Raw genomic sequence first — 24,025 nt, forward strand, 5'->3', positions numbered from 1 at the left:
GACATTCTGGTCAGGAATTCGTAACTAACAAGTGTTAGCCAAGCCGGACAGGGGAAATCAGCAGGTAAGAGTAGAGTGGTTTGGCAGTTTTTACGGTTCCAATCCTAATCCTTTTTTATGAACATTCAGAAACTCCTCGTCGCTAACCGGGGCGAAATTGCTATTAGGGTACTGCGGGCTTGCAATGAGTTGGGCATTAAGACGGTGGCCATCTACACCTATGAGGACCGCTACTCCTTGCACCGCTACAAGGCAGATGAAGCGTACCAGGTAGGCAAAGACAACCAGCCTCTGCAGCCTTATCTCAATATTGAAGAGATCATTCAGATTGCCAAGGAAAACCAGGTAGACGCCATTCACCCGGGCTACGGGTTCCTGTCAGAGAACAAAGACTTTTCCCAGGCTTGTTTGGACAACGGCATTCTGTTCATCGGGCCCAAGCCCGAAGCCATGGCCGCGTTAGGTGATAAAATTGCCGCCAAGAAAGTTGCCCAAGCTAACGGCGTGCCGCTCATCCAGAGCAACCAGCAGGAACTCACAGATGTAGGCGTGGCTCTGCAGGAAGCCCACCGCATTGGCTACCCCATCATGCTCAAAGCTGCCGCCGGGGGCGGAGGCCGGGGCATGCGCGTGCTCCGCGACGATGAGCAACTGGAGAAAGGTTTTTTTGAAGCCAGGAATGAGGCCGCCAAAGCGTTCGGGGATGATACCCTGTTCCTGGAGAAGTTTGTGGAGCGGCCCAAGCACATTGAGGTGCAGGTGGTGGCAGACAACCACGGTGATATCACGCACCTGTTTGAGCGCGACTGCTCCGTGCAGCGGCGGTTCCAGAAGGTGGTGGAGGTGGCCCCTGCGTTGGGTTTGTCTGAGCGGGTAAAAGAGGAACTGTATGACTACGCCCTGCGCATCTGCCGGGCCGTGAACTACAACAACGTGGGTACCGTGGAGTTTCTGGTGAACCCAGTCACTGAGGAGATTTTCTTTATTGAGGTGAATCCGCGCATTCAGGTAGAGCATACGGTAACGGAAATGGTGACGGGCATAGACTTGATCAAGACCCAGATTTACATTGCCGCTGGCTATGACCTCTCAGCGCCGGAGATCAATCTGGGTCCTGACCGGAAGATTGTTCCCTCGGGCTTTGCCATCCAATGTCGCGTCACTACAGAAGACCCTGAAAACGATTTCAAACCCGACTACGGCACCATCATTGCCTACCGCAGCGCCGGGGGCTTTGGCATTAGGTTAGACCAGGGAAGCGTGTACCAGGGCGCCAAGGTGAGCCCGTTCTTTGACTCGCTGCTGGTGAAGGTGCTGGCCCATGACAATACCCTGGAAGGGGCGGCCGTAAAGATGCAGCGTACCCTGGATGAGTTCAGGCTGCGCGGCGTGCGGCACAACATGCCGTTCCTGCACAACATTGTAAGCCACCCCGAGTTTATCAAGGGCAATGCTACCGTAGACTTTGTGAAAGACCACCCCGAGCTGTTTTTCTTTCAGAAACGGAAAGACCGGGCCACGCGCTTCCTTAATTTCATTGCCGAAATCATTGTGAACGGCAACCCCGATATCAAAGTCAAGAAGCCGTACCGCCTGCAGGACAAGCCCCGTATTCCGGCCTTCCCTAAGCACGCAGAATATCCCAAAGGCACCAAAGACCTGCTCAGGCAACTGGGCCCCGAGGGCTTCTCGCAATGGCTGCGCCAGGAAAAGCAGATCCATTACACAGACACCACCTTCCGGGATGCACACCAAAGCCTGCTGGCCACCCGCGTGCGCACCTTTGATCTAATGAAAGTGGCCGAGGGTTACGCCAAGATGCACCCGCAGACCTTTAGCATGGAAGTATGGGGCGGCGCCACCTTTGACGTGTGCCTGCGGTTCCTGCATGAAGACCCCTGGGACCGGCTGGCGCAGCTTCGGCAGGCCATGCCCAACCTTCTGCTGCAGATGCTCATAAGAGGCGCCAACGGCGTGGGCTACAAGGCCTATCCAGACAACCTCATTGAGGCGTTTGTAGAAAAGTCCTGGGAGACGGGCGTAGATATTTTTAGAATCTTTGATTCACTCAACTGGATGAAGGGCATGGACTCCTGCATCAACTTCGTGCGCAAAAGGACGGGCGGCCTGGCCGAAGGCTCTATCTGCTACACCGGTGATATTCTGGACCCCGCCAAAACCAAGTACACCCTGGACTACTACCTGCGGCTGGGCAAGCAACTGGAGGACGCAGGCGCCCACATCATCGCTATTAAAGACATGGCCGGGCTGCTCAAACCCTACGCCGCGCAGGTGCTGGTAGAGGCCCTGCGTGATACCGTGAAATTGCCCATTCATCTGCACACCCATGACACGGCCGGCATACAGGCCGCTACGTACCTGAAGGCGGTAGAGGCCGGGGTAGACGTGATTGATGTGTGCCTGGGGTCTATGTCGGGGCTCACGTCACAGCCCAACTTCAATTCTGTGGTGGAGATGCTGCGGTTCCAGGAACGCCACCGGGAGTTTGATATGCACAGCCTGAACGAGTTCTCCAACTATTGGGAAACCGTGCGCGAGTATTATTACCCCTTTGAGAGCGGCCTCAAAGCCAGCACCGCCGAAGTGTATTTACACGAGATTCCGGGCGGACAGTATTCTAACCTTCGGCCGCAGGCCCAGGCACTGGGGCTGGGTGAGAAGTGGGAACTGATCAAGCAGACCTTTACCGAGGTGAACCAGCTGTTTGGGGACGTGATCAAGGTCACGCCCAGCTCAAAGGTAGTAGGCGACATGGCCCTGTACCTGGTGTCCAACAACCTCACCACGGTAGACGTGCTGGAGCGCGGCGAGCAGATTTCATTCCCGGAGAGCGTGCAGAGTTTCTTTAGGGGCGATATTGGCCAGCCCGAAGGCGGTTTCCCGAAGAAGCTGCAGAAGCTGGTGCTCAAGGAAGAGAAGCCCTATACCGATAGGCCCAACGAACACCTGCCGCCCGTTGACCTGGAAGGTGGTTTTAAACAGTTTCAGGAGAAACACGGCGAAAACAGGACCTTCACCGATTTCCTTTCTTACCAGCTGTACCCCAAGGTGTGGGAAGAATACCGCCAGCACCAGATCCAGTTTGGTGATGTGTCTAAAATACCTACCCGTATCTTCTTCTTCGGGATGAGGCCCGGCGAGGAGTACATCATTGACATGGCCAAGGGCAAGTCTATTATTGTGCAGTACATGTCTATGACCGAGCCCGACGAGGAGGGCATGCGCACCGTGTTCTTTAAGCTCAACGGCCAGACCCGCAACATTGAGGTACTTGACAAAAACGTGAAAGTGGAGAAGGTCTCAAACCGCAAAGCCGAGGCCGGCAACGCCAAACAACTGGGCGCCCCTCTGCAGGGAATGCTGTCTAAGGTGCTGGTGAAGCGGGAGCAGGCCGTTAAAAAGAATACGCCGCTTTTCATCATTGAGGCCATGAAAATGGAGACGACCGTCACCGCTCCCCAAGACCTGGTCATCTCTGAGGTGCACTTGCCAGACGGCACCCTGGTGCACGCTGATGATCTGGTGCTGAGTTTGAATTAGAGATTGTTACCTCAAAGAAAAGAAGCCCTTCTTTCTCCTGATTGGGAAGAAGGGCTTCTTTCCGTTTTGGGCCTGATTTTGGAAAAACAGGCCCAAAACGGAAAACTAAGGAGACGCATCAATAGTGCTGGCCTGCTTCCATAGTGACCCAGTGATCAGTGAAGTTTTTACTCCGTTTTATTCAGCAAAAAGAACTGTTTTCTCCCTCTGTAGAACGCAAACTTTTACTTCTGCAAACGGGCCAGGGCGGCTTTCATTTGGGCGATTTCCTCTTTCTGTGATTTAATTATTTGGTCGGCCAATTTCCTTACCTCGGGGTCTTGCAGGTTCGCTTTCTGGCTTACCATAATAGCCGAGGAATGGTGCGGAATCATGGCTTTCATGTATTGCACATCACCTATGAAGATCTGTGACCTAAGCAGGTAAAGGACCACTGCGAAAACAAGTACGCTGCCCGCCAGAATAAGGCTGTTCAGTTTCTTGTCCTGGTACATGTTAGACATCATGAGCAGCATGAAAAAGGCCATGGGTGCTACCATAAGAAGGGTCATGTAAAGGCGCGTGGTGCTCAGGTACACATGCTCCAGCTTGTCTACGTTTAAAAACATAACGGCATACATGATCACAAAGGAGATCAGTAGCATCAGGAAGAACTTTTTGTAATGAGAGCTTTCCATAGTAGTAGGTTTTTAGGTTAGTAAGGGCCTTTCCCATGATGGAAAGGCGCGAAATTTATTCCTCTAGGCGGCAAGGTTCCTTAAGCTTTTGGCAAAGCTCAGGTTCCGTTAACCTGGTGCTACTACTTTATACTCCTTTTTTGTAGCCGGGTAGTAGTTCCTCAGATAACAGGCGGTTGTTTTGAGCCTTTATCCTTGCGTAAACTGCTGCACGCTAATGACCTGGTGCTGAATTGATGCCGGCTTCTGTCTTGGCGGGTTCAAAACTCAGAAAGCGTTTCTGGCCTGTTTTTAGAAAAACAGGCCAGAAACGCTTTCATTAAAACAGAGGCATGGGAGCCAAAGAGCGGCTACCTATTTCAGCCAGTCTGGCTTGGTGGTGTTGATATTGGCCTTGAGTTGGTTCAGTAAACTGTATAGTCCAAAGTAGGTTCTGTTTACGAATAAGCCGTGCCGGGAGCCGCGGGCCTGCCTGGAGTTTTTGACTATTTTATCGCGCGCCAGCCTATCACCTAAGTCATAGATCTGCTTGAAATAAGCGTCATTACCGAAGTCAAAGGTGGGTGCGTGGAACGGTTTGCCCAACAGCGCAATCATTTCCTGGAAAATGCCTTTAAAATAGGCCTGTTCCGCCGGAGAATCCTGGTCACTAATAAAGTCCAGATCGAAAAAGATTTTCGTCATTTCGGCCTCATTGCCCAACGCATCTTTTCTGATCAGGGAAAAATAGCCCTGGTAGAAGTCTTCGGGAATCACTTTCACGCACCCAAAATCAATCACGCCCAGGGTCACGTTTTCCTGCACAATGAAGTTGCCCGGGTGTGGGTCGGCGTGTACTTTCTTTAGGTGATGGACCTGGTGGTGATAGAAATCCCAGAGCGCCTGGCCAATCTGGTTACGGGCTTCTTGTGAAGGGTTGGTCTGGAGCCATTCTTTCAAATGACGGCCTTCCAGCCAGTCCATGGTGATGATGCGCTCACTGCTGAGCTCTGGGTAATACACCGGGAAGTTGAGGTGTGGGATGTGGCTACAGGCCTCCGAAATCTCGGTAGACCGTTTCACTTCCAATTTATAGTCGGTTTCCTCCAGCAGTTTCTCTTCTACTTCCTCCAGGTAGTGGGCCATCTCTTTCTCGTTCATGTTGAGCAAGCGGTAGGCAAACGGCTTCACCATGCGCAGGTCTGAGGTAACACTATCGGCTACGCCGGGGTACTGCACCTTCACCGCATAGGTTTTGCCGTTTTTGGTAGCCTTGTGCACCTGGCCAATAGAGGCGGCATTTACCGCTGAGGTGGTAAAAGTGTCAAACTTGGCTTCGGGTGCCTCGCCGAAGGCTTTCTGGAAGGTTCTTACCACCAGCGGGTAGGAGAGCGGCGGGGCGCTGTATTGCGCCATGGTAAACTTGTCCTGGTAGGCCTGCGGCAAGATGTTCTTGTCCATCGACATCATCTGCGCCATTTTCAGGGCACTGCCTTTGAGTTCGCTCAGCGAGGCATAGATATCCTGGGCGTTGCTGGTGTGCAACTCCTCTTTGCTAAGCGAGGGATTTACTATTTTTTTGGCGTAGTGTTTAATGTAGTTTCCGCCTACTTTGGCCCCGGTCCCTATGAATTTAGAGGCCCGCTGTACCTTGGAGGTGGGAATATGGTTTTGTTCTGGTTGGCTACTGCTCATGAATGGTTATTTAGACTGGTAAAGGAATTTGGCCAGGTCCACAAAAGAGTCTAGCGGGGATCGGCCAATCAGGTCAAACGCCAGCCGCACCGACTTCTCAATGGCCACGTCTGTTTTCTCAAACGAAACGGAGGTGTCTTTGAGCCAGAACTGGAACACAAACAGGGTCTCCAGCCACAGGGCTTCATCATACTTGTCAGAGAGGTACTTGCGGTCGGCAATCTCACTGTTGGCTTTGCCTTCCTGCACAATGCTTTTGGCAAAATCCTTGAATTTAAGGCGGAAGCTCCTTACCTCCTGGGGTGTCACCTTCTTGAAGTCCTGGTGGCTTTCATACTGGGCCAGCAGGTAGCTGCGGTGCCGCTTCAAAACCTCAATCCAGGTATAGTAAAAGGACAGAAGTTTTTCCTGGGCCGAGTATGCGTGATAAACTTCCTGGGCCTGCATCATGGCCATGGTCTCGTCAAAGATGCGGTCCCAGACGGCGGCTTTTATTCCCTGAAACGAGGTGAAGTAGTTGTAAAACTCTTCTTCGGGGAGGTTCAGGCTTTGGGCAAACTTGTACACCGATACCGGCTCTTTACCCGTCTCCAGCACATGTACTATGTAGGCGTTAATGATTCTGTTTCTGGTTTCAGCGGACTGATCTGTGGTGATATCTATGTTTTCCATTTTCTTGCGGTTGTCTAGCAGGATAACAAGCAAAACACAAGAGAGGTTTAAAGTGAAAGCAGGAAAGATGTAAAGCCTGGAGTAGAACCCTTACAACCTGTTTTGGCCCTGTTTTTCCAAAAACAGGCCCAAAACAGAACTGGTACACGAAGTAGTTGACGATTGTATATTCTTAACCCAAGCGCCGTGCTACTCTACCCTTGGTTTCAGGTTTTTGAGCAGCATGTATGATCCTACTATGGCCAGAAGCGCGAAGACCGGAATGATAAAAATGGCTGGTACAATAGTATAGCCCTTAAGGCCCATGTACAGAATCTTGGCCACCAGGGCCGTCATGAGCAAAGCCAGAAAACAATAATAGGTAGGGCCCAGCAGGTAGCCCAAAGGCTTTTTCTTTCTAAGCAGCACCCCGGTTACAAAGGCCAGCGGCAAAAGCAGGCCCAGGTCCAGACCCTGCACTATAAGGGTGGTGTAATGCTCCAGAGCCTTGGGGTAAATGCTTCCGTCCAGTAAAGGTGGCACTACAATGCTCAGCCATAAAAGGCCAATGGCCAGGGAAATTACGTTCATGAAGCCGCCCAGAAGTTTTACCGGTGTGGTTTCTTTAAATAGCGAAGGCAACTGCGCGACCGGGAAAGACAGCAGGGTAACAGCCAGCGCGAAGAAGGAGAGACCCAGCAAAACCGTATAGACCAGAAAATACGCGTTGTACATGGCCATAACCAGGTAAAAGAGGTAGGTCACCAGAAAGTACCCCAGCGTACCGGCCAGCACAAACCGAGCCCGTAAAGAGCCTTTTAAAGCCGCGTAGCAGGAAACCAGCAGCAGCGGCACCGCCAGGAAAAGGGTCACGTAATCCTGCGCTATGCCCTGTATGGCCACCTCCGCGGACATGTGCTGGTACAGGCCCTTGCCGTAAATGGGAATGGTCTCGCCTCTTATGCTTTGATACAGGTACACCCCAGGGCCTTGGTCAGAAAAAATGCCCGTAGTGGTGGCCAGCACAGAAAGGGCGGCTATGCCGATGATTAGAAACGCGAGGGTTTTCCGTTGGTGCATAAGGTTCTGCTATCTTCCCGGGAAGTTACTTTTGGCAATAACGCTGGTGGGGGATAGGGGGACCGGTGCTGCGAGGCAACTTCCGCTTTTTTCAGAGAAATTACAGCATAGGGGCTGGATTATTTTTTGGCTCCAGACCATTTTAGAAGAGGCCATGCCTGACCGGCCTGTTACGCTTTGTTGTCTAACAGGATAACAAGAAAACCAGGGTCGTGGCTTAGAGAAAATGCAGATTAATAAGTTGTGATTTTGCTTCTGAACAAGAAGTCCTGAAAACTATAGAACAGTTGCACCTATCCATCCTTTTCTTTCCTGGAAGGGCATTTAGGAACTTTCTGTTTTGGGGCTGTTTTTCTAAAAACAGCCCCAAAACAGAAAGTTAGTTTTTACTCCTTGCTCATGTACAATACCGGGTTGTTCTTGGCGGCGAAAGGGTCTATGACAATATTATGCCCGGCGGTGATCAGCCATTTACCTTTTTGCTTTACCATAACCAGGGTGGCTAGCTCTTCATCATCGCCCATTTTGTTGTGGCCATTGTCTACGCCGTCTGGCGGGTAGAAAGCGCCCACGCCCCAAAGGAGGTGCACCAGAGCTACATCATCGGTCAGGAACCTGATGTGCGTTTTTGTTTTGGTCTGGGGCGTGTTTTTGAAGAACGTCTTGTGGTAGGCCTCCAGGCCGTGCCGGTTTTCTTTCTGGCCTTTCCACCACATGCCTACAATGTTCACCCAATCAAAATCTGGGGTGGTGTAGGTCTCCATCTTATCAAAGTTGTGCCGGTTCCAGTCGGCAATCATGGCATCAATCTGGGCATTGATGGCGGTTTGGTCTTTCTCTCTGTGCTGGGCAAAACCGGTTAGGCAAAGCAGGCAAACGCACCCTGTGAGCAGCATCTTTTTCATGGCTATTCTCCTTTCTGTTTAGTGAAGTAATACCCCAAAACTAGAGGTTGTCCCTGCCCGGAAATAGTATGAAATAGACATTCTACACCAGAATGTTAGACTGCAGGCGGTAAGGCGTATGCCCCAAATCTTTGGCGATGATACTTGGAGTGACACCCGCAAATTCTTTAAAATCCCTGATGAGGTGCATCTGGTCAAAATACCCCGAGGCGTAGGAAATTTGGGTCCAATTCAGGTCGGGCCGGGTTTCGCGCAGGCGGTAGGCGTTAGAGAATCGAATAAGCCGGGCGAAGACTTTGGGCGGGAGGCCTATTCGCTCGCGGCACTTCCGTTCAAACTGTTTCAGGCTTAAGCACCCCAGGTCAGCTACCTGCTCAATGGGCATATTTCCCGTGGCACCTACCAGTTGCGCCAAAGCCTTGTCAAACGGTAAAGGAGGACCACTTGCTTTCAGTTTCCTCCACAAAAAAGCCTCCACCTGTTTCACCATCTGGTCCTGAGTGGGGGTGTTCCGGAGCTGTTCCAGGAGGTGGGACACGTCAGCGCCTAAGACATCTGTAGCGTCATAGCCCTGGTCTAAAAGCAGATGCATGGGTACCCCTGTAAGTTTGTGTAAGCCACCGGTTTTAAAGCCTACGTGCACCATTAAATGGTCATGGCCCATTTTTATGTTAACGCGGGTCAGTTGAGGCCCTATCAGCAGACAAGCAGGACTAGTAACCAACGTTTCTGACCCGAACACCTGGGTTTGCACCGGGTCCTTGATATAAAAGAACAGGCTGTGCTGGGGCGTAGGAGGGAAGGGGTTAAGGGGCATAGCGCTGCCGCTATCGGACTTCAGGCTGAAGACCATGATAGACTGCACATATTCCCGCAGGCCAGGCGCCGGTAAATAAACCTGTATGTTCAAGGTAAGGAAGGTGGTTCTTTGCGTGTACGGAGGGTATATAAGAAGGTAAGTCCTTTCGCTTTCTTGAATTCTCTTCGTGCTGGCAAACCCTGAACTGCCCCATGCTGGCGATGAGGTTATTAGGAGTTACTTCTTTTGAAAAGCAGGGTGAGTATGCGGGGAACAGTGGTGCGGTCATCTTCATCAAAGTATTCCTGGACCAGCTCCAGGGAGAACCCGTTGTCTGATGCCGCCTGGCAGAAGTCAGAGAAGTGGTGGGTGTAGCAGGTAACCTCCTGGGTTCCGTGGGGCGTGTCAAACCGCGCCTTGGTGCCCATGTATTGTTTGAAAGGATGAAGTTCGCCTAAGTACACCAAGCTGCCGGGGGCAGTCACTGCTTTTACCTTCCGGAAAATACGTGGCAGGTCTTCTATATGCTCCAGCACCAGGCTAAAGGTAACCAACTGGTACACACCCTGGGCAAAGGCCCACTCTTGGGTGATATCGGCGTGGACAAAATGTACTTTCTCTGCCTGGGTTTTCTGGCGGGCCACCGCAAGCATTTTCTCAGAAAAGTCTACGGCGGTTATTTCCTGGGCTATCTCTTGCAGCCAGGCTGTGTTCTTGCCGGTTCCGCACCCAATCTCCAGGCAACGTTCAACCTGTAGGCAGGCCAGCGTTTGCCGCAAGGAAACGGCCTCCAGATCCCTGGTTCGGTTTCTGTTAGAATCATACTGTTCTGCCCACTGGTTGTAGGCCTGCTGTACGTTCATAGGCGCAAGAAATTACCAGGTTAAATGGCTACACGGTTTGGCTTAAGGATAGATCATGAGGAAGATAAAGGCGAACAGGTTCACCAGCAATACCACCCCATACACAATATTGGTTTTTCCGCTGCTTAAAGAAAGCATGACCGTGAATACAGAGAGCCCCAGCAAGATAATGGATTTTATATCAAGGCCTAAAATGATCTTGAAATCAAAAAGGATGCAAACAATAGCCACGCTTGGAATGGTGAGGCCAATACTGGCCAGGGCAGAACCCAGTGACAGGTTCAGACTGGTCTGGAGTCTGTTGTTTCTGGCGGCAATGATGGCGGCCACTCCCTCGGGTAACAGGATGATGGCCGCAATAATCACGCCCACCAGGGTTTTGGGCAGTTGGTAGCCTGTAATGATGCTTTCAATGGTGGGAGAAAGGGTCTTGGCCAGTAAGACCACTATGCCCAGACAAATGATCAGGAAGAGAAGGCTCAGGAAAAACACCTGGTTGCTGATGGGAAGGGGAGTGGTCTCAGCTTCTTCATCATCATCGCCCACGGTTAAGAAATAGCTGCGGTGCCGCTTGGTCTGCACAAACAGGAAGGTGGAGTAAATGACCAGGCAGGCAATGGAAGCGAAAATCAACTGAGGGTTAGAATAATAGGACCCCGATACGCTTTCTGTGAATGTGGGGAACACCAGCGTGAAAACAATAATAGAAATCAGGGAAACCAGCGCAATAGTAACCGACGGTTTGGAGAAGTTCTGTTCATAATGCTTCAGGCTGCCTATCAACAGACAAAGGCCCACTATTCCGTTCAAGATGAGCATGGTAGCCGAATAGACCGTGTCGCGGGCCAGGGAAGCAGCTTCAGCCCCCTCTGCTATCATAAGGGAAATGATGATAGATACCTCTATTACGGTGATGGAGATGGCCAGAATGATGGTACCGTACGGTTCGCCTACCTTCTGGGCAATGATCTCTGAATAGTGCACCGCTGACATAACACTAAGGATAAGCAAGCCACTGGCCACCACCTGAAAGAAACTGCTGTCCTGGACGAGTCCTGAAAAGTAGAGGGCCCATGCCAGAAGGGGAATAATGACCGTCCATTGAAGGAATAACTTCATCTTATTACGGAGGTGAGTTTGCAGTGAATACTTGTTTTTTTGTTGGCCTGGCCATATAAAACCAGCGCCTGCCGCCCAAGGCGACGCAGGCCAATGGTCTGGTTACCTTTTGAGTGACAGTTTTGTTTTGTAGGGTACGGCTTTTTCTGTTTCGGGGCTATTTTTTGAAAAACGGCCCTGAAGCAGCACCCGCTTTCTGGCCCCCAAAAGGCAGGCTAGGCTTCTTCTATCTCTGAAAGTAAGCCTTGCAGATCCAGGGGCCGGGTGTACATGTCTAAGGAACCGTCTGGTTTGGAGGGCCACTGTTCCTTGGGCCGGTCCCAGTACAGCTCTACGCCGTTGCCGTCTGGGTCATTGAGATAGAGCGCCTCAGAAACGCCGTGGTCGCTGGCGCCGGTAAAGGGGTAACGGGCTTTTCTGAGCCGGTCAAAAATGAGGGCCAGGTCTTTTCTGGTGGGGTATAGAATGGCGGTGTGGAACAACCCCACACCTTCCTGCTCGGCGGGAGGAGCATCTTTGCTGTACCAGGTATTCAGGCCAATATGGTGATGGTAGCCGCCCGCCGAAATAAACGCTGCCTGGCTTCCGTACATGGTCGTGACTTCAAAGCCCAGTAGGTCGCGGTAAAAGGCCAGGGACCGGTCCAGGTCGGCTACTTTAAGGTGCACATGCCCAATGCGGGTTTGGGCGGGAAGGGTATAGGATTCTTCCATCTTTTCGGGTTTTAGCTTCTTGGTTAGGGAATTCCCTCTTTCTCTACTGGTTTCAGGAACAGCTGGTTACCTTGGCCAGATGCTCCGCCACCATTTTCTATCTTTCCATTGCCCAAGAGTGGCCAAGGTAGGCTTGAATTTCTTGTTGGTGGGCGGAATGGTTTTGCCGTTGGCCTGGGGCTGTAACTTCGAAGGCAGGATGGTGATTTTAAGAGTTAATTGCCCTGATGTTGACGGAGCGGCCATACGTGATAGCCCATCCTGGAGAACAGAAATCTTCGCCTATATCCAATCGGGTGCCGGAAGCGTTGTCTGCGTTTTAGAGCCGTTTTTTGAAATTTAGCCCTAAAACGCGGGGGGCGAGAAAAGAAAGGTTGCATACCACCAGAATCCCTGTCTAAATTAGCCTCTGTTCCTGCTGGCATGCAGCAACCCAAACTCTCACCAAACCTACACCTCATGCATAGAAATCTACTGTTCTCCCTTGTGAGCCTCTGTTGCCTTGCGTTCCTGCAGGCCTGCTCCCCCGCCAAGCCCGTCGCTCCGCAGGAGCCAGTTACTTCGCAGCAAGCTCCCCCGGCCCCGGGTGCCAAAGCCGAGTCTGAGTTCAGGGCCGCTTGGGTAGCCACCGTGGCCAACATCAACTGGCCCAGCAAACCGGGCCTTAGTACCCAGGAGCAGCAGCGCGAAGCCATTGAACTGTTGGATTTCCTGCAACAGCACCACTACAACGCCGTCATTTTCCAGGTTCGGCCTCAGGCCGATGCCCTCTACAAAAGTGACCTGGAGCCTTGGTCTTACTACCTCACCGGCGAGCAGGGCAAAGCCCCGGACCCGTTCTATGACCCGCTGGAATTCTGGACCGAGGCCGCCCATGACCGCGGCCTGGAGCTGCACGTATGGCTGAACCCGTACCGCGCCCACCACGTGGCTGGTGGCCCCGTGAGCGAGCAGTCCATTGTGAAAAAGCACCCCGAGCTGGTGGTGCAACTGAAAGAAGGCTACTACTGGTTAGACCCCGCCCAAAAGGGCACGCAGGACCACTCCTACAACGTGGTCATGGACCTGGTGAAGCGCTATGACATTGACGGCGTGCACTTTGATGATTACTTCTACCCGTACCCGTCTTACAACGGCGACCAGGACTTCCCGGATGAGGTGAGTTGGGCGGCGTACCAGAAAAGCGGCGGTACCTTGTCCAGAGGAGATTGGCGCCGGCAGGCCGTGAACCAGTTCATTGAGCGCCTCTACGCAGGCATCAAGGCTGAGAAAGCGCACGTGAAATTTGGGTTGAGCCCCTTCGGGATCTGGCGGCCCGGCTACCCGGCCTCGGTGCAGGGCTTTGACCAGCACAACGTCCTCTTCGCCGATGCCCGCCTGTGGCTGAACAAAGGCTGGATTGACTATTTCGCACCGCAGCTGTACTGGAAGATCAACCAGATGAACCAGAGTTTCCCGGTGTTGCTGGGTTGGTGGGCGCAGGAGAACACCATGAAGCGCCACCTGTGGCCCGGCATCAGCGTGGGCCGCGACAGCAGCGCGCTCAACGTGCAGGAAATCATGAGCCAGATTATGGTATCAAGGGGCATGCTGCCAGACAGCAAAGGGGTTATCCACTGGAGCCTTTCCTCGGTGACCAAAAACCCGCCCATGGCCAAAGCCCTGCTGGCCGGCCCCTATAAAAATGACGCGCTGGTGCCCACCAGCCCCTGGCTGGACCAGCAGGCCCCGGCCACTCCCTCAGTGAGCACCGAACTGCAGGGCGACAGCGTGCGCGTGGTGTGGGTGCCCAAAGAGGCCAAAGATGCGTTCAGGACGGTGGTGTACTACCAATATGGCAACGCCTGGAACTACAAAGTCCTGAACCGCAACGACCGCTCCTTCACGCTGCTGCGTTCCTTGCCTAATAAAGCCGGACAAGCGCTTCCGCTGAAGAAGGTAGCCGTTACCTCCGTAGACCGCATGGGCAACGAAAGCGACCGCCAGGAAGCCACCTTGCCGGAAGTCAGTCTCTAACTCAGCTCTGGTAAAAGCATAGAAACGCCACGGCCTGCTTTCTCTTGAGAAGGCAGGCCGTGGCGTTTTGGGAGGGGTTAGCCCATGTTTTTTTAATTATTCATTCAATGAGTTTACCCCTTGTGCTTTTAGTTGTTCAAGGTGTTTTTTCATGGTATTCACTTGTTCTATTGGGTGTCCTTGCCAAACAGCTACCTCTCCAACAACCCTAAAAGGATAAGTGGAGCGATATGATTTTGTAGGGTTACCTGGAAACTTTTTGTCAGTCAAATCTGGGTCATCCTCAATTTCTCCGGTGGGCTCAACTAAATAAATTCTCTGTTTTCCGTCTCCCAAAGCAAGCTCAGCGCCCCAAATGGCTGCGTCTAAGGTGGCTGTCAAAAATATGTATTTTGCGTTTTTCTGTTGCCCGTAGTTTGAGTTGAATCCAACTTCAATCAAGTCGCCGATCTTTACATCTGCTTTTGTTCCGTGAAAATACGTTTGGGCGAAAGGCGTTGCTCCTTGTGTATTAGCTGTCTGTTCCTCTTTGTTCCTCTGTTCCATTCATAAGGGCTTTTAGTCGGTCTGACTTTTAGGGTTGGACTTTTTATAACGGTTAGTATAAACGACGCGCAAGGCCGTCGGCCGAAGGGTGACGTTTATGCATTGTTGGCGGTAGGGCTTTTTCTAGTACTTTATATAATTTACTTTTTCTAAAGTACCAGCGAACTGCATTAGATGCCCTTTACTTTCTAAATTTACAAGTCCACGGATAATAACTTCTTTGCCATTTAGCTTTTCAAGCTCCTTTTCACTTATAAGCCCTTTATCTAATTCTGTCCATAGAGCGTTCTTCGGCTCTTTCCTGTTTGCGTCCGTCCGTGTTTTGTAGATTCCTACATTCTCGAATTCATAGACTAAGATTCCCGATGATTCTATATATTTTCCATCGAATCGGGCAGGGTGTTCAAGAAGCTGTTCAATATCCACGGTGGCATATTTTATTGACTCTTCTTTTGTTGTTGCAAATTCTTTCTGCTCACTACAACTAAGAAAAATCAGCGATAATAAAATTGCTAAGATTCTATTTTTCATTTTTCTATGCCTTACCGCCAACTAGTTGCTAAACGTAAACATACGTTTATCTGCACTATGTGCGGAGGTTTTCATTGCCTAACCTAGGCTTCTTTGAGTTGGTTAGGGTTCTCTTTACAAGATAGCGTTTTTGGCATGTTTTCCAAAAAAACACCTTTAAAACAACTTTGAAGCAAGAAAAAGGGCATAAACAGGCCGAATTTTCCCTTACGAAGCGGTGCAGGCAACAGTGCATTAGAATCTTTGAGTTTAGCCTAGCCGTGTATTACACGGATATACACGGGTATACACGCATAATTTTACCAGCCTTGTGGTATGGCAAGAGGTAGGGAGAGGGAAGCATCAATTTCCAACCCAAAACCGATACCCCTGTTTTAAGCCTGTTTTTCTGAAAGTAGCCCCAAAACGTAAAACCGTCCCCAATGCACCACCTCCCTCTGCAAAACCCGGAAAGAAGTTGCACCTTTGTAAAGGTTTTGGCCAGTACCGCGTACAAGCAAGAACCGTTTGTCACCTCGGCCCCGGCCAGAACACCCGCGCAACCATGAAGTTCGACGATTACCATATCAACCCCGCCATCAAGAAAAGCCTGGAGAAACTGGGCTTCAAGAAACCCACCGATATCCAATTCAAGGCCATTCCGCCCATCTTGAAAGGGGAAGACGTGCTGGCCATTGCGCAGACGGGTACCGGCAAGACGGCCGCCTTTGCCATACCGGTGCTGCACATGCTGCATGAACGCAAGCAGTACGCCCGGCAAGACGGCATCAAATGCCTGGTCATGGTGCCCACCCGCGAACTGGCCATTCAGATCACTGAGGTGTTCCAGACCCTGGGCAAGCATACCCGCGTCAAAACCATGACCGTGTACGGTGGGGTGGAACAAGCCCCCCAAATCACCAAGCTGGAAGACGGCATTGACGTGCTGGTGGCCACGCCGGGCCGTATGTTTGACCTGGTCAGCCAGGGGCACATCCGGCTGGAGCGCGTAGAGGTGCTTATCCTGGACGAGGCCGACCACATGCTGGACCTGGGTTTTATCAAAGACATTAGAGATGTACTGCGCCACCTGCCCCGCAAGCGTCAGACATTGTTCTTCTCGGCTACCATCAATGAAGTGCTCAAAGACCTGGCCTACTCGCTGGTGACCAAGCCCATCCGGATCCAGATCTCGCCCAAAGACCCCGTCTCCAAAAACGTGGACCACAGCGTGGCCTACATTGGCATGGATGACAAGCGTTTCTTCCTGGAGCGCGTGATCAAGGAGAACGAAGGCAGCAAGATACTGGTGTTCGTGCGGACTAAGGTGCGCGCCGAAAGGGTGCACGCCGCCATGGAGCGCGTAGGCATCAAGGCCGACACCCTGCACGGCGACAAGGAGCAGAAAGACCGCCTGGCCGCCCTTACCTGCTTCAAGAAAGGCGAGGTGATGGTGCTCATCGCTACAGACGTGAGTTCCCGGGGCATTGATATACCTGCGGTAGAGTACGTGGTGAACTATGACCTGCCAGACGTGCCGGAGAACTACGTGCACCGCGTGGGCCGTACCGGCCGGGGTACCCACAAAGGAAAGTCGGTGTCGTTCTGCAGCCCTGAGGAGAAGCCTATCCTGGACGAGATTGAAAAGTACCTGGGCAAGCCCATCAAGGTGCTGGACATTGAAAAGCAGGACTACACCGCCACCATTGATTTCTCAGCAGAGGTGAAACCAGATTTGAAGTCTCTCCTGAAAGAGGTAGAAGACTTTGAAAATGCCCCCAAAAGGAAGAAAAGCCCCAAAAAGAAGAAGTAACTCAATAGTCAAAGACCTGCTGAAGGCGTATTGCACCGTATGGCAACTTCTTCTAATTACACTTCTAAGGTAGTACTGGTTACGGGCGGGGCCCAGGGTATTGGCCGAGGCCTGGCCCAGGCCTTCGCGCGGGAGCGAGCCCAGGTGATTATCACAGACCTGGACTGGGACGCCGGCGCAGATGCCATGGCCTGGCTGAAAAAGGAAAACCTGGCCGCAGAGTTTATGCCCTGTGACGTAAGCAAAGAACAGCAGGTGCAGCAGCTCATGAACAAGATACGGCAGCAATACGGCCATCTGGACGTGCTCCTCAACAATGCCGGTATGGCCGCCCCCGCCCGCAAGCCGTTGGCCCAGGTCACGGTAGAAGAGTTTGACCAGGTGCTGTCTGTGAACCTGCGTGGCCCGTTTCTGTGCGCCAAATACGCCCTGCCGCTGCTGGAGAAAGGCACCAACCCCTCCATCTTAAACATTACCTCTACCCGCGCCTTTCTATCTGAACCAGACACCTTTGGCTACACTGCCTCTAAAGGCGGCTTGGAGGCGCTCACCCATTCGCTGGCCATTAGTCTGGCACCCCAGCGCATTCGGGTCAACGCCATCGCCCCAGGCTGGGTGGAAACCGGCCCCTGGCAGCAGGAAGGCCAAAAAACCGAGCCGCACCACAGCACAGAAGACCGGGAGCAGCACCCGGTGGGCCGCGTAGGCACTCCCCAGGACATAGCCGAGGCCGCTCTTTTTCTGTGCTCAGACAAGGCGGGTTTTATCACGGGCCAGAGCCTGACCATAGACGGCGGCATGACCGTGAAAATGATCTACCACGAGTAGCTGTTTCAGGGCTGTTTTTTGAAAAACGTGCCTAAAACAGCTAATCGCGGCTAGGATTTCCCGCCTGGAATTGGCCCTGTATCTAAACCTTTCCTCCCCAGAACTCAGTACATAAGAGAACACTTTTCCAGTACGCCCATGCAGAACATTCCCGGAAGCCCGCACTTATTGTATGTGACAGACCCCATGTGCGCCTGGTGTTACGGTTTTACCCCGGTGGTACGCCGGCTGCGGGCGCTCTGGTACGGGCGGCTGACCGTGCAGGTGATGGTAGGCGGGCTGCGGCCTAACCCCCAGGACGTGCTTTCGCCCCAGGAAAAGGACCAACTGGCCGTGGGCTGGCACCGCGCCCAGCAAAAATCACGGTTGCCCTTTGACTATGGGTTCTTCCTGCAACCCGAGATCACCTTCAACACCGAGCCTGCCTGCCGGGCCTTGCTCACCGTGCGCCACCTGCGACCCAACCTCACCCTGGAAGTGCTGCGTGCCCTGCATTCAGCCTTCTTTGCTGATGGCCTGGACTTGAGCCGACCCCAGGTGCTGGTAGACGTGGTACGGCCCTTCGGGATTGATGAGAACCTGTTTCTGGCCGTTTATGAGACCGAGGAAATCTACCGCCAGACCCAGCAGGAGTTCCAGGAAATAGAGCACCTGGGCGTGTCTACGCTGCCCAGCGTGTACCTGGACCATGCGCAGGGCCCCCGCCTTCTTTCCCGCGGCTACTGTGACCTCTCAGAACTGGAAGAACGCCTGCTGCAGGCCCTTGAAATTCCGCTGTAACCCCCATTCTAAATTCGCCCCCGCGAAAACCTGTTTCGGGCCTGTTTTTCTGAAAATAGCCTTAAAATAGGTGCTGCCCTAAACTTGTAAAAGCCGGGCAAGCAATGGGTGACTGTGTTTTCCTTCTCTGCTTCTTAGCTCCAGGAACAGCTATCAACACTTGTGATTAACACATGCACTTGCCTGTGCCAGGCACGGCCCAGCCCAAAATCTAGGAGCGCCCCAGAAGTCAATTTTGGCCAGCACAACTTTACGGGGCTCTATCAGGTAGAAATACAATAGAAACCCTAGCCCACCATTCACATGAAAACCATTGCTATCCTCACTGATTTTACCCAGGGTTCGCAAAACGCGGTTACCTATGCGGTAGAACTGGCTCGTGCCTTGCAGGCGCAACTGGTGTTGCTGCACGTGCACCTGATGCCCCTGGTCCGGACCGATTTCTCTACTGGCCTTCCTGGGGCGGGCTGGACAGACCCGGTCCTGTATCCGGCAGAATCTTTGATGATAGACCAGGAGATAGAGCCCATCCTCAAAGAGCGGTTGCAGGAACAGGTGCATGCCATACAGGCAACGCAGGGGCAGGACCTCACGGTTTGGGGTGAGTTGCTGGTGGGTAGGGGCATGGAGGCGGCCTCCATCTACGCGGCCCATGAATCTGTGGGCCTCATTGTCATGGGTAGCAAAGGGGCAAATTCTACCCTAGACCGCTGGCTGGGAACCAACGCTGCCGATGTGATGAGCCACGCGCCTTGTCCGGTTTTATCAGTGCCGGCTACCTTGCCGTTCAAAGGCTTTTCGCCTATGGTGTACGCCACAGACCCCGCCCATGAATTTATCTGGCACGCCCACCAACTGCAGGCTATTGGCCAGATGCTGGGGGCAGAAATTACGGTGCTGCACGTGCAGGAAGAAGGAGATAAATCTGATCACCTTTGGAAAACCTTTAGCCAGGAATGGGCCCAGGTGGCGCCAGCACTTACATTTGTGCGGGTCTTCTCCAGCAAAGTGGTGCGCAGCATTGAGGCCTATGTGCAGGAACACCACGCCCAGGTTCTTATTGTGGCCAAACAGCACTATTCGTTCATGGAAGGCCTTTTCCATAGCAGCGCCACAGATCGCCTGACCCAAGACAATGTAATACCCGTGCTTTCTTTTCCAGCTCTGCCGGAAGACGGCAAAGAACCCCGGCGTACCATCTTCTCGGCGTAAAAGATTCAAGCGAAACGCTTACATTAACTTGTAAGGGTCAGAGTGGTCGCAACGGGAGAAGCTCCAGTTTACAATTACGGTTGTGCCAAACCATGGCAGCTGATCTAAGAAAAGCAGTGTACCCGTTTTAACCCTGTTTTTCCAAAAACGGCCTTAAAACAGACGGTTTGGGGCAGAGTCATGCGCAAGAGTGACTTATGTCATCTTCTGTCCGGGGCAGAGGCGGTACTTTTGTGGCAGACTAATTAGACCAGTTATGCTCCAGACCGCACATCTAGAGACCGACGTCCATACCTGCTACCACTGCGGGGGCGAATGCACCAGCACCATTATCCCTTTTGATGACAAGGAATTCTGCTGCGATGGCTGCAAGGTAGTGTATGAACTCCTTTCTGAAAACGACCTCTGCACTTATTATACCCTGGATGAGCGCCCCGGTATCTCCATCAAGGACCCCATTGCCTCGGCGCGGTTCCAGTACCTCAATGACCTTAAAGTCCAGCAGCAGCTCCTGGATTTCCAGAACGATACGGTTAGTAAAATTACGTTCAGTATTCCGCAGATGCACTGCAGTTCCTGTATCTGGCTGCTGGAGAACCTCAACCGCCTGAACGGGGGCGTGACCGATGTGCGCGTGAACTTCCTGCGCAAGGAGGCCGCCGTCACCTTTGAGCACGGCGTGACCACGCTGGCCCAGGTGGTGGAACTCATGGCCCACATCGGCTATGAGCCGCAGATCACCCTGGCAGACATGGAGGCCCCGGCACCAAAGCAGGACCGTTCCATCTACTACAAACTAGGCCTGGCGGGCTTCTGCTTCGGGAACGTAATGCTGCTGAGTTTTCCCGAGTACTTTGGTGGGCTACAGCACTCTTTTGGGCGGTTCTTTGGCTGGCTGAACGTGCTCCTGGCCTTGCCGGTGTTCCTTTACAGCGCGCGCGGTTTCTTTACCAGCGCCTGGCAAGGCTTACAGCAGCGTATCATTAACCTGGATGTACCCATTGCCATTGGGTTGCTGGCTTTGTTCTCGGTTAGTATTTATGATATTTCCACTGGCAAAGGGCCCGGCTTCCTGGACTCGTTCACTGGGCTGGTATTCTTCATGCTAATTGGCAAGTACGTGCAGCGCCGCACCTATGACTCCCTGGCCTTTGACCGCAACTACACCTCGTATTTCCCTATTGCGGTATCGGTGCTGAAAAACGGGCAGGAAACGCCTACCTCCGTCAAAGAGCTGCAGAAGGGCAACCGCATTCTGGTACGTAACCATGAGCTGGTGCCGGCAGATGCCATTCTCATGCGCGGCACGGCCAATATTGACTACAGCTTTGTGACCGGTGAGTCGGTGCCGGTGGCGCGGGTGGCCGGCGAGGTCATCTACGCGGGCGGTCGCCAGTTGGGCGAAGGCATTGAGCTGGAAGTGGTGAAAGAAGTTTCCCAAGGCTACCTGACCCAACTCTGGAACCACGCCAACTTCAAGAAAGACGAAAAGCAGACGGTAGAGAACTACGCCAACGCGGTTGGCAAGTACTTCTTGACCGTGACATTGCTCATCGCCGCCGGCGCGCTCTGGTACTGGGTGCCCCGTGACACCGACATGGCCGTGAAGGCCTTTACTTCGGTGCTGGTGATTGCCTGCCCTTGTGCTTTGTCACTGGCTACGCCCTTCACGCTGGGGGCAACACTGCGGATCTTCGGAAGGCAAAAATTCTACCTCAAGAACAGTGGGGTAGTAGAAGCCATGGCCAAGGCCGATACCGTGGTCTTTGACAAAACCGGTACCCTCACCGAGCCCAGCGCGGCCCAGATCACCTTCATAGGCCACGCGCTCACGCCGCAGGAAGAGCAACTGGTGCGGTCGGTGCTAAAGCATTCTACCCACCCGCTCAGCCAGCGCCTGTACGGAACCCTTAAAGGCAATCCCCAGCCGGTGCTGGAGTTCCTGGAGAAGCCGGGCGCTGGCCTGAAGGGGATTGTAGGCGACACCCTGCTGGAGATTGGCTCTGCTGCCTGGGTGAACGCTGACTTTGCCACAGCTGGTGACGTGCGCCAGACGCGTGTGTATATCTCCTTAGACGGGAAAGTGCGCGGCTACTATGTATTCCAGAACGTGTACCGCAAAGGCCTAAAAGAACTGGTGCAGGAACTGGGCAAGACCAAAAAGCTGGCCGTACTCTCCGGTGACAATGACAGCGAGGAGGCCAGGCTGCGCGAATTCTTTGGTCCGGACGCCGAGATGCGCTTCAACCAGAGCCCCATGCAGAAACTGGAATACATCAACGAACTAAAAGCCCAGGGCCACTCACCCATGATGATTGGCGACGGCCTCAATGACGCCGGTGCCCTTCGCCAAAGCGACGTTGGTCTGGCCCTCACCGATAACGTGACCGGCTTCTCTCCGTCCTGCGATGGGATTTTGGATGCGCACCAACTCACCAAACTGGCCCATTTCATCCAGTTCTCGCAAACCAGCCTGCGCCTGATTCTGGCGGCCTTTGGGGTATCTTTTGTTTACAACATCATTGGTCTCACCATGGCCGTGATGGGGGAATTTACGCCCATTGTCTCTGCCATCCTTATGCCGGTGAGTACCCTGAGCGTGATTTCCTTTGCAGTGCTTTCCGTGAAAATTGCCGGCCGGCGGGCAGGGCTCAGATAGACTTTTTGCTAATGCTTTTTAATTCCGTGGGAGTGGCTGGGTTACCTGGTGCTTTCACGGAATTTTTGCTTTCGCTTTTTGTATTTTCTTTTCTGCTTCTTGCTGGAGTAGTGTATGCAAATGCTTTGACTTACCAGCATTTGTTTGGTGTTCATATAGACCAACGACCGAGACTGCCTTTCCCTTGGTAACTGCTTGGTGCACGCCTTTCTGCCTCCTGCTGGCGTAGTGAGCGCTGTCGTCTTAGCCCTTATGCTTTCTTGTTGCATGGTTTCCCTCCGAGCGCTCACGGCCGCGGGGCCCCGTCTTTCCCCCTCGCACTGCCCTTGCGGCCGAGTTGTAGTCTTCCTTTAGCTTTGGTATTGCAGGGCCACAAGCGAGGCGCTCGAAGTAAAGACTGGAACTGGGAATGCGGGGGGGAGGGTTATGTTCTTCAATGACCGCATTGGGCCGTTGGCGTTTTTGGCACGTTTCCCCAAAAACAGCCTCGAAACGCACTACTGCCTCAAAATACCCCATACCCTTTACTAAGCGCAGACTCCCCCCTTGAGGGGGGCGATGGGGGGTGTTTACACCAGCAGACATCTCCCTGGTTCAAGTTTCCAACTTGGACCCACCATTCGGGAAGTTTCCAACTTCCCTGAGGCCTCTGCCTCACCGCACGCATGCCGTCCCCCTTTGAAGGGGGTAGGGGGATGACCACTCGTTCAGATCCATTCCGTTCTAGGCCCGTTTCTCGAGAAACAGTCCTAAATTCCAAAGACTTTAATTAGATCAAACTCTCCACAGAAGTAAGAAGAAGTAAAAAAGAAGAGCGACAAAGGGCCTGCTCCGCAAGAAAAAGGAAAGCCGTTGGTGCAGACGCTACAAAGGCTATAGCGTCTGCACCAACGGCATAAAATTGAAAGTAAAAAGGCGGTGCAGTCTCTGCATCAGCAGACAGGGTGTTTCCCGGTCCCTTTATTCCGATTTTACCGTCTTCTGGGCGGCCCAGAGGTTATATTCGTCAATGAGCACCTGAAGGTCCTCAAAGGTATAGTCCTTGTTTTTGACCTTTGCTAGTAGCTCCTTGTTATCTGAGATCAGCAGGTTAATCTGCTCTGAGAAGTTCTTGGGACGTACCATCCGGTAGAATTCGCCGTCTTTCTCAACCAGATAGGTTAGCACGGGTTGGCGGGTGGGAAAGGTGGTAGTGGCGTAATGCAGGTAGAGATTGAGCGCCCCAGATTTCACCACCCGCATAAAGTCTTCCTGGAAGTGATCAAAGGAGTTGATGTCAAAGTCTTTTTGCACCGTAAAGCTGTCTTGGCCCAGTACAAAAGCCTGAATGTCTTTAGTGGTGAGGGTAACCGGTTTGGCTTTGTCTGAAGGCTTGAATTCAATCTGATTTACGGGGCCCTGACCCGTCTGAGTACCATATTGGTGCCTGATCAGGCCTTCCGCCCGCTGGCCCTCTTTGGTGTAGTAATATCCCGGTAAAAAGTTTCCGCGCACCTGGTGCACCTGGGCAAACGCCGATGAACCCACTAACAGCAAACCAAATAATACCAACAGCTTTTTCATGGAACGTACCTCTAAAAGATATACAAAGATAGAGAATTAGGCGCTTTCCTTGATAT

19 protein-coding genes are annotated in these 24,025 nt (G+C 52.7%); 7 read left to right on the forward strand and 12 right to left on the reverse strand.

Going from position 1 to position 24,025, the window contains the following annotated elements; translation table 11 throughout:
• Positions 1–117: 117 nt before the first annotated feature.
• The gene (locus tag ACYVJQ_RS05620) at positions 118–3,561 is read left to right on the forward strand and encodes a pyruvate carboxylase (RefSeq protein ID WP_460892083.1); all 3,444 of its coding nucleotides are present in this window, start codon (positions 118–120) and stop codon (positions 3,559–3,561) included.
• Between the two features lie 224 nt (positions 3,562–3,785).
• Here the strand turns inward: ACYVJQ_RS05620 and ACYVJQ_RS05625 are convergent, their stop codons facing one another.
• The 9 genes from ACYVJQ_RS05625 to ACYVJQ_RS05665 all read right to left on the reverse strand — a co-directional run bounded on the left by ACYVJQ_RS05625 (position 3,786) and on the right by ACYVJQ_RS05665 (position 12,042).
• Entirely contained in the window at positions 3,786–4,238 is a 453-nt protein-coding gene (locus ACYVJQ_RS05625) for a DUF305 domain-containing protein (RefSeq protein ID WP_460892084.1), read from the reverse strand.
• A gap of 354 nt (positions 4,239–4,592) precedes the next feature.
• Positions 4,593–5,912 (reverse strand): ABC1 kinase family protein, encoded by a 1,320-nt coding sequence (locus ACYVJQ_RS05630; RefSeq protein ID WP_460892085.1) that lies wholly within the window; start codon positions 5,910–5,912, stop codon positions 4,593–4,595.
• A 6-nt stretch (positions 5,913–5,918) separates the two neighbouring features.
• A complete protein-coding gene (locus tag ACYVJQ_RS05635) occupies positions 5,919–6,584 on the reverse strand; it encodes a TetR/AcrR family transcriptional regulator (protein ID WP_460892086.1) in 666 nt (221 codons plus the stop codon).
• A gap of 189 nt (positions 6,585–6,773) precedes the next feature.
• Positions 6,774–7,643 (reverse strand): hypothetical protein, encoded by an 870-nt coding sequence (locus ACYVJQ_RS05640; RefSeq protein ID WP_460892087.1) that lies wholly within the window; start codon positions 7,641–7,643, stop codon positions 6,774–6,776.
• 386 nt (positions 7,644–8,029) lie between these two features.
• On the reverse strand, positions 8,030–8,548 hold the full coding sequence (locus ACYVJQ_RS05645) for an SgcJ/EcaC family oxidoreductase (RefSeq protein WP_460892088.1): 519 nt from the start codon (positions 8,546–8,548) through the stop codon (positions 8,030–8,032).
• Positions 8,549–8,630: 82 nt separating this feature from the next.
• The gene (locus ACYVJQ_RS05650) at positions 8,631–9,458 is read right to left on the reverse strand and encodes a helix-turn-helix domain-containing protein (protein ID WP_460892089.1); all 828 of its coding nucleotides are present in this window, start codon (positions 9,456–9,458) and stop codon (positions 8,631–8,633) included.
• Between the two features lie 119 nt (positions 9,459–9,577).
• A complete protein-coding gene (locus ACYVJQ_RS05655) occupies positions 9,578–10,210 on the reverse strand; it encodes a class I SAM-dependent DNA methyltransferase (protein ID WP_460892090.1) in 633 nt (210 codons plus the stop codon).
• Positions 10,211–10,252: 42 nt separating this feature from the next.
• Positions 10,253–11,329: a calcium:cation antiporter gene (locus ACYVJQ_RS05660; protein ID WP_460892091.1), complete on the reverse strand. Its 1,077-nt coding sequence runs from the start codon at positions 11,327–11,329 to the stop codon at positions 10,253–10,255.
• Positions 11,330–11,544: 215 nt separating this feature from the next.
• A complete protein-coding gene (locus ACYVJQ_RS05665) occupies positions 11,545–12,042 on the reverse strand; it encodes a VOC family protein (RefSeq protein ID WP_460892092.1) in 498 nt (165 codons plus the stop codon).
• A gap of 459 nt (positions 12,043–12,501) precedes the next feature.
• On the opposite strand from ACYVJQ_RS05665, the gene ACYVJQ_RS05670 reads away from it, so the two are divergent.
• Complete coding sequence (locus tag ACYVJQ_RS05670; RefSeq protein ID WP_460892093.1) at positions 12,502–14,058, forward strand: glycoside hydrolase family 10 protein; 1,557 nt, start codon at positions 12,502–12,504, stop codon at positions 14,056–14,058.
• Between the two features lie 96 nt (positions 14,059–14,154).
• Here ACYVJQ_RS05670 and arr read toward each other — a convergent pair whose 3' ends face one another.
• Together arr and ACYVJQ_RS05680 are read right to left on the reverse strand one after the other, a co-directional pair.
• Positions 14,155–14,604, reverse strand: coding sequence for an NAD(+)--rifampin ADP-ribosyltransferase (gene arr / locus ACYVJQ_RS05675; protein ID WP_460892094.1), 450 nt, complete (start codon positions 14,602–14,604; stop codon positions 14,155–14,157).
• A gap of 123 nt (positions 14,605–14,727) precedes the next feature.
• Complete coding sequence (locus tag ACYVJQ_RS05680; protein WP_460892095.1) at positions 14,728–15,135, reverse strand: hypothetical protein; 408 nt, start codon at positions 15,133–15,135, stop codon at positions 14,728–14,730.
• Between the two features lie 544 nt (positions 15,136–15,679).
• Here ACYVJQ_RS05680 and ACYVJQ_RS05685 point away from each other — a divergent pair.
• From ACYVJQ_RS05685 to ACYVJQ_RS05705, 5 genes are all read left to right on the forward strand, one after another.
• Positions 15,680–16,927, forward strand: a complete 1,248-nt coding sequence (locus ACYVJQ_RS05685) for a DEAD/DEAH box helicase (protein WP_460892096.1) — start codon at positions 15,680–15,682, stop codon at positions 16,925–16,927.
• 39 nt (positions 16,928–16,966) lie between these two features.
• Positions 16,967–17,755: an SDR family NAD(P)-dependent oxidoreductase gene (locus ACYVJQ_RS05690; RefSeq protein ID WP_460892097.1), complete on the forward strand. Its 789-nt coding sequence runs from the start codon at positions 16,967–16,969 to the stop codon at positions 17,753–17,755.
• Between the two features lie 138 nt (positions 17,756–17,893).
• Positions 17,894–18,535, forward strand: coding sequence for a DsbA family protein (locus tag ACYVJQ_RS05695; protein WP_460892098.1), 642 nt, complete (start codon positions 17,894–17,896; stop codon positions 18,533–18,535).
• 303 nt (positions 18,536–18,838) lie between these two features.
• Positions 18,839–19,747 (forward strand): universal stress protein, encoded by a 909-nt coding sequence (locus ACYVJQ_RS05700; RefSeq protein ID WP_460892099.1) that lies wholly within the window; start codon positions 18,839–18,841, stop codon positions 19,745–19,747.
• 256 nt (positions 19,748–20,003) lie between these two features.
• A complete protein-coding gene (locus ACYVJQ_RS05705) occupies positions 20,004–22,406 on the forward strand; it encodes a heavy metal translocating P-type ATPase (protein WP_460892100.1) in 2,403 nt (800 codons plus the stop codon).
• Between the two features lie 960 nt (positions 22,407–23,366).
• Here ACYVJQ_RS05705 and ACYVJQ_RS05710 read toward each other — a convergent pair.
• Positions 23,367–23,969, reverse strand: coding sequence for a hypothetical protein (locus ACYVJQ_RS05710; RefSeq protein WP_460892101.1), 603 nt, complete (start codon positions 23,967–23,969; stop codon positions 23,367–23,369).
• Positions 23,970–24,025 lie beyond the last annotated feature (56 nt).

The organism is Rufibacter soli, assembly GCF_054781795.1.

Bases quoted from the DNA above. Each gene is read 5' to 3' on its own strand.
- ACYVJQ_RS05620 (WP_460892083.1), top strand. From the start codon at position 118: ATGAACATTCAGAAACTCCTCGTCGCTAACCGGGGCGAAATTGCTATT.
- ACYVJQ_RS05625 (WP_460892084.1), bottom strand. From the start codon at position 4,238: ATGGAAAGCTCTCATTACAAAAAGTTCTTCCTGATGCTACTGATCTCC.
- ACYVJQ_RS05630 (WP_460892085.1), bottom strand. From the start codon at position 5,912: ATGAGCAGTAGCCAACCAGAACAAAACCATATTCCCACCTCCAAGGTA.
- ACYVJQ_RS05635 (WP_460892086.1), bottom strand. From the start codon at position 6,584: ATGGAAAACATAGATATCACCACAGATCAGTCCGCTGAAACCAGAAAC.
- ACYVJQ_RS05640 (WP_460892087.1), bottom strand. From the start codon at position 7,643: ATGCACCAACGGAAAACCCTCGCGTTTCTAATCATCGGCATAGCCGCC.
- ACYVJQ_RS05645 (WP_460892088.1), bottom strand. From the start codon at position 8,548: ATGAAAAAGATGCTGCTCACAGGGTGCGTTTGCCTGCTTTGCCTAACC.
- ACYVJQ_RS05655 (WP_460892090.1), bottom strand. From the start codon at position 10,210: ATGAACGTACAGCAGGCCTACAACCAGTGGGCAGAACAGTATGATTCT.
- ACYVJQ_RS05660 (WP_460892091.1), bottom strand. From the start codon at position 11,329: ATGAAGTTATTCCTTCAATGGACGGTCATTATTCCCCTTCTGGCATGG.
- ACYVJQ_RS05665 (WP_460892092.1), bottom strand. From the start codon at position 12,042: ATGGAAGAATCCTATACCCTTCCCGCCCAAACCCGCATTGGGCATGTG.
- ACYVJQ_RS05670 (WP_460892093.1), top strand. From the start codon at position 12,502: ATGCATAGAAATCTACTGTTCTCCCTTGTGAGCCTCTGTTGCCTTGCG.
- arr (WP_460892094.1), bottom strand. From the start codon at position 14,604: ATGGAACAGAGGAACAAAGAGGAACAGACAGCTAATACACAAGGAGCA.
- ACYVJQ_RS05680 (WP_460892095.1), bottom strand. From the start codon at position 15,135: ATGAAAAATAGAATCTTAGCAATTTTATTATCGCTGATTTTTCTTAGT.
- ACYVJQ_RS05685 (WP_460892096.1), top strand. From the start codon at position 15,680: ATGAAGTTCGACGATTACCATATCAACCCCGCCATCAAGAAAAGCCTG.
- ACYVJQ_RS05690 (WP_460892097.1), top strand. From the start codon at position 16,967: ATGGCAACTTCTTCTAATTACACTTCTAAGGTAGTACTGGTTACGGGC.
- ACYVJQ_RS05695 (WP_460892098.1), top strand. From the start codon at position 17,894: ATGCAGAACATTCCCGGAAGCCCGCACTTATTGTATGTGACAGACCCC.
- ACYVJQ_RS05700 (WP_460892099.1), top strand. From the start codon at position 18,839: ATGAAAACCATTGCTATCCTCACTGATTTTACCCAGGGTTCGCAAAAC.
- ACYVJQ_RS05705 (WP_460892100.1), top strand. From the start codon at position 20,004: ATGCTCCAGACCGCACATCTAGAGACCGACGTCCATACCTGCTACCAC.
- ACYVJQ_RS05710 (WP_460892101.1), bottom strand. From the start codon at position 23,969: ATGAAAAAGCTGTTGGTATTATTTGGTTTGCTGTTAGTGGGTTCATCG.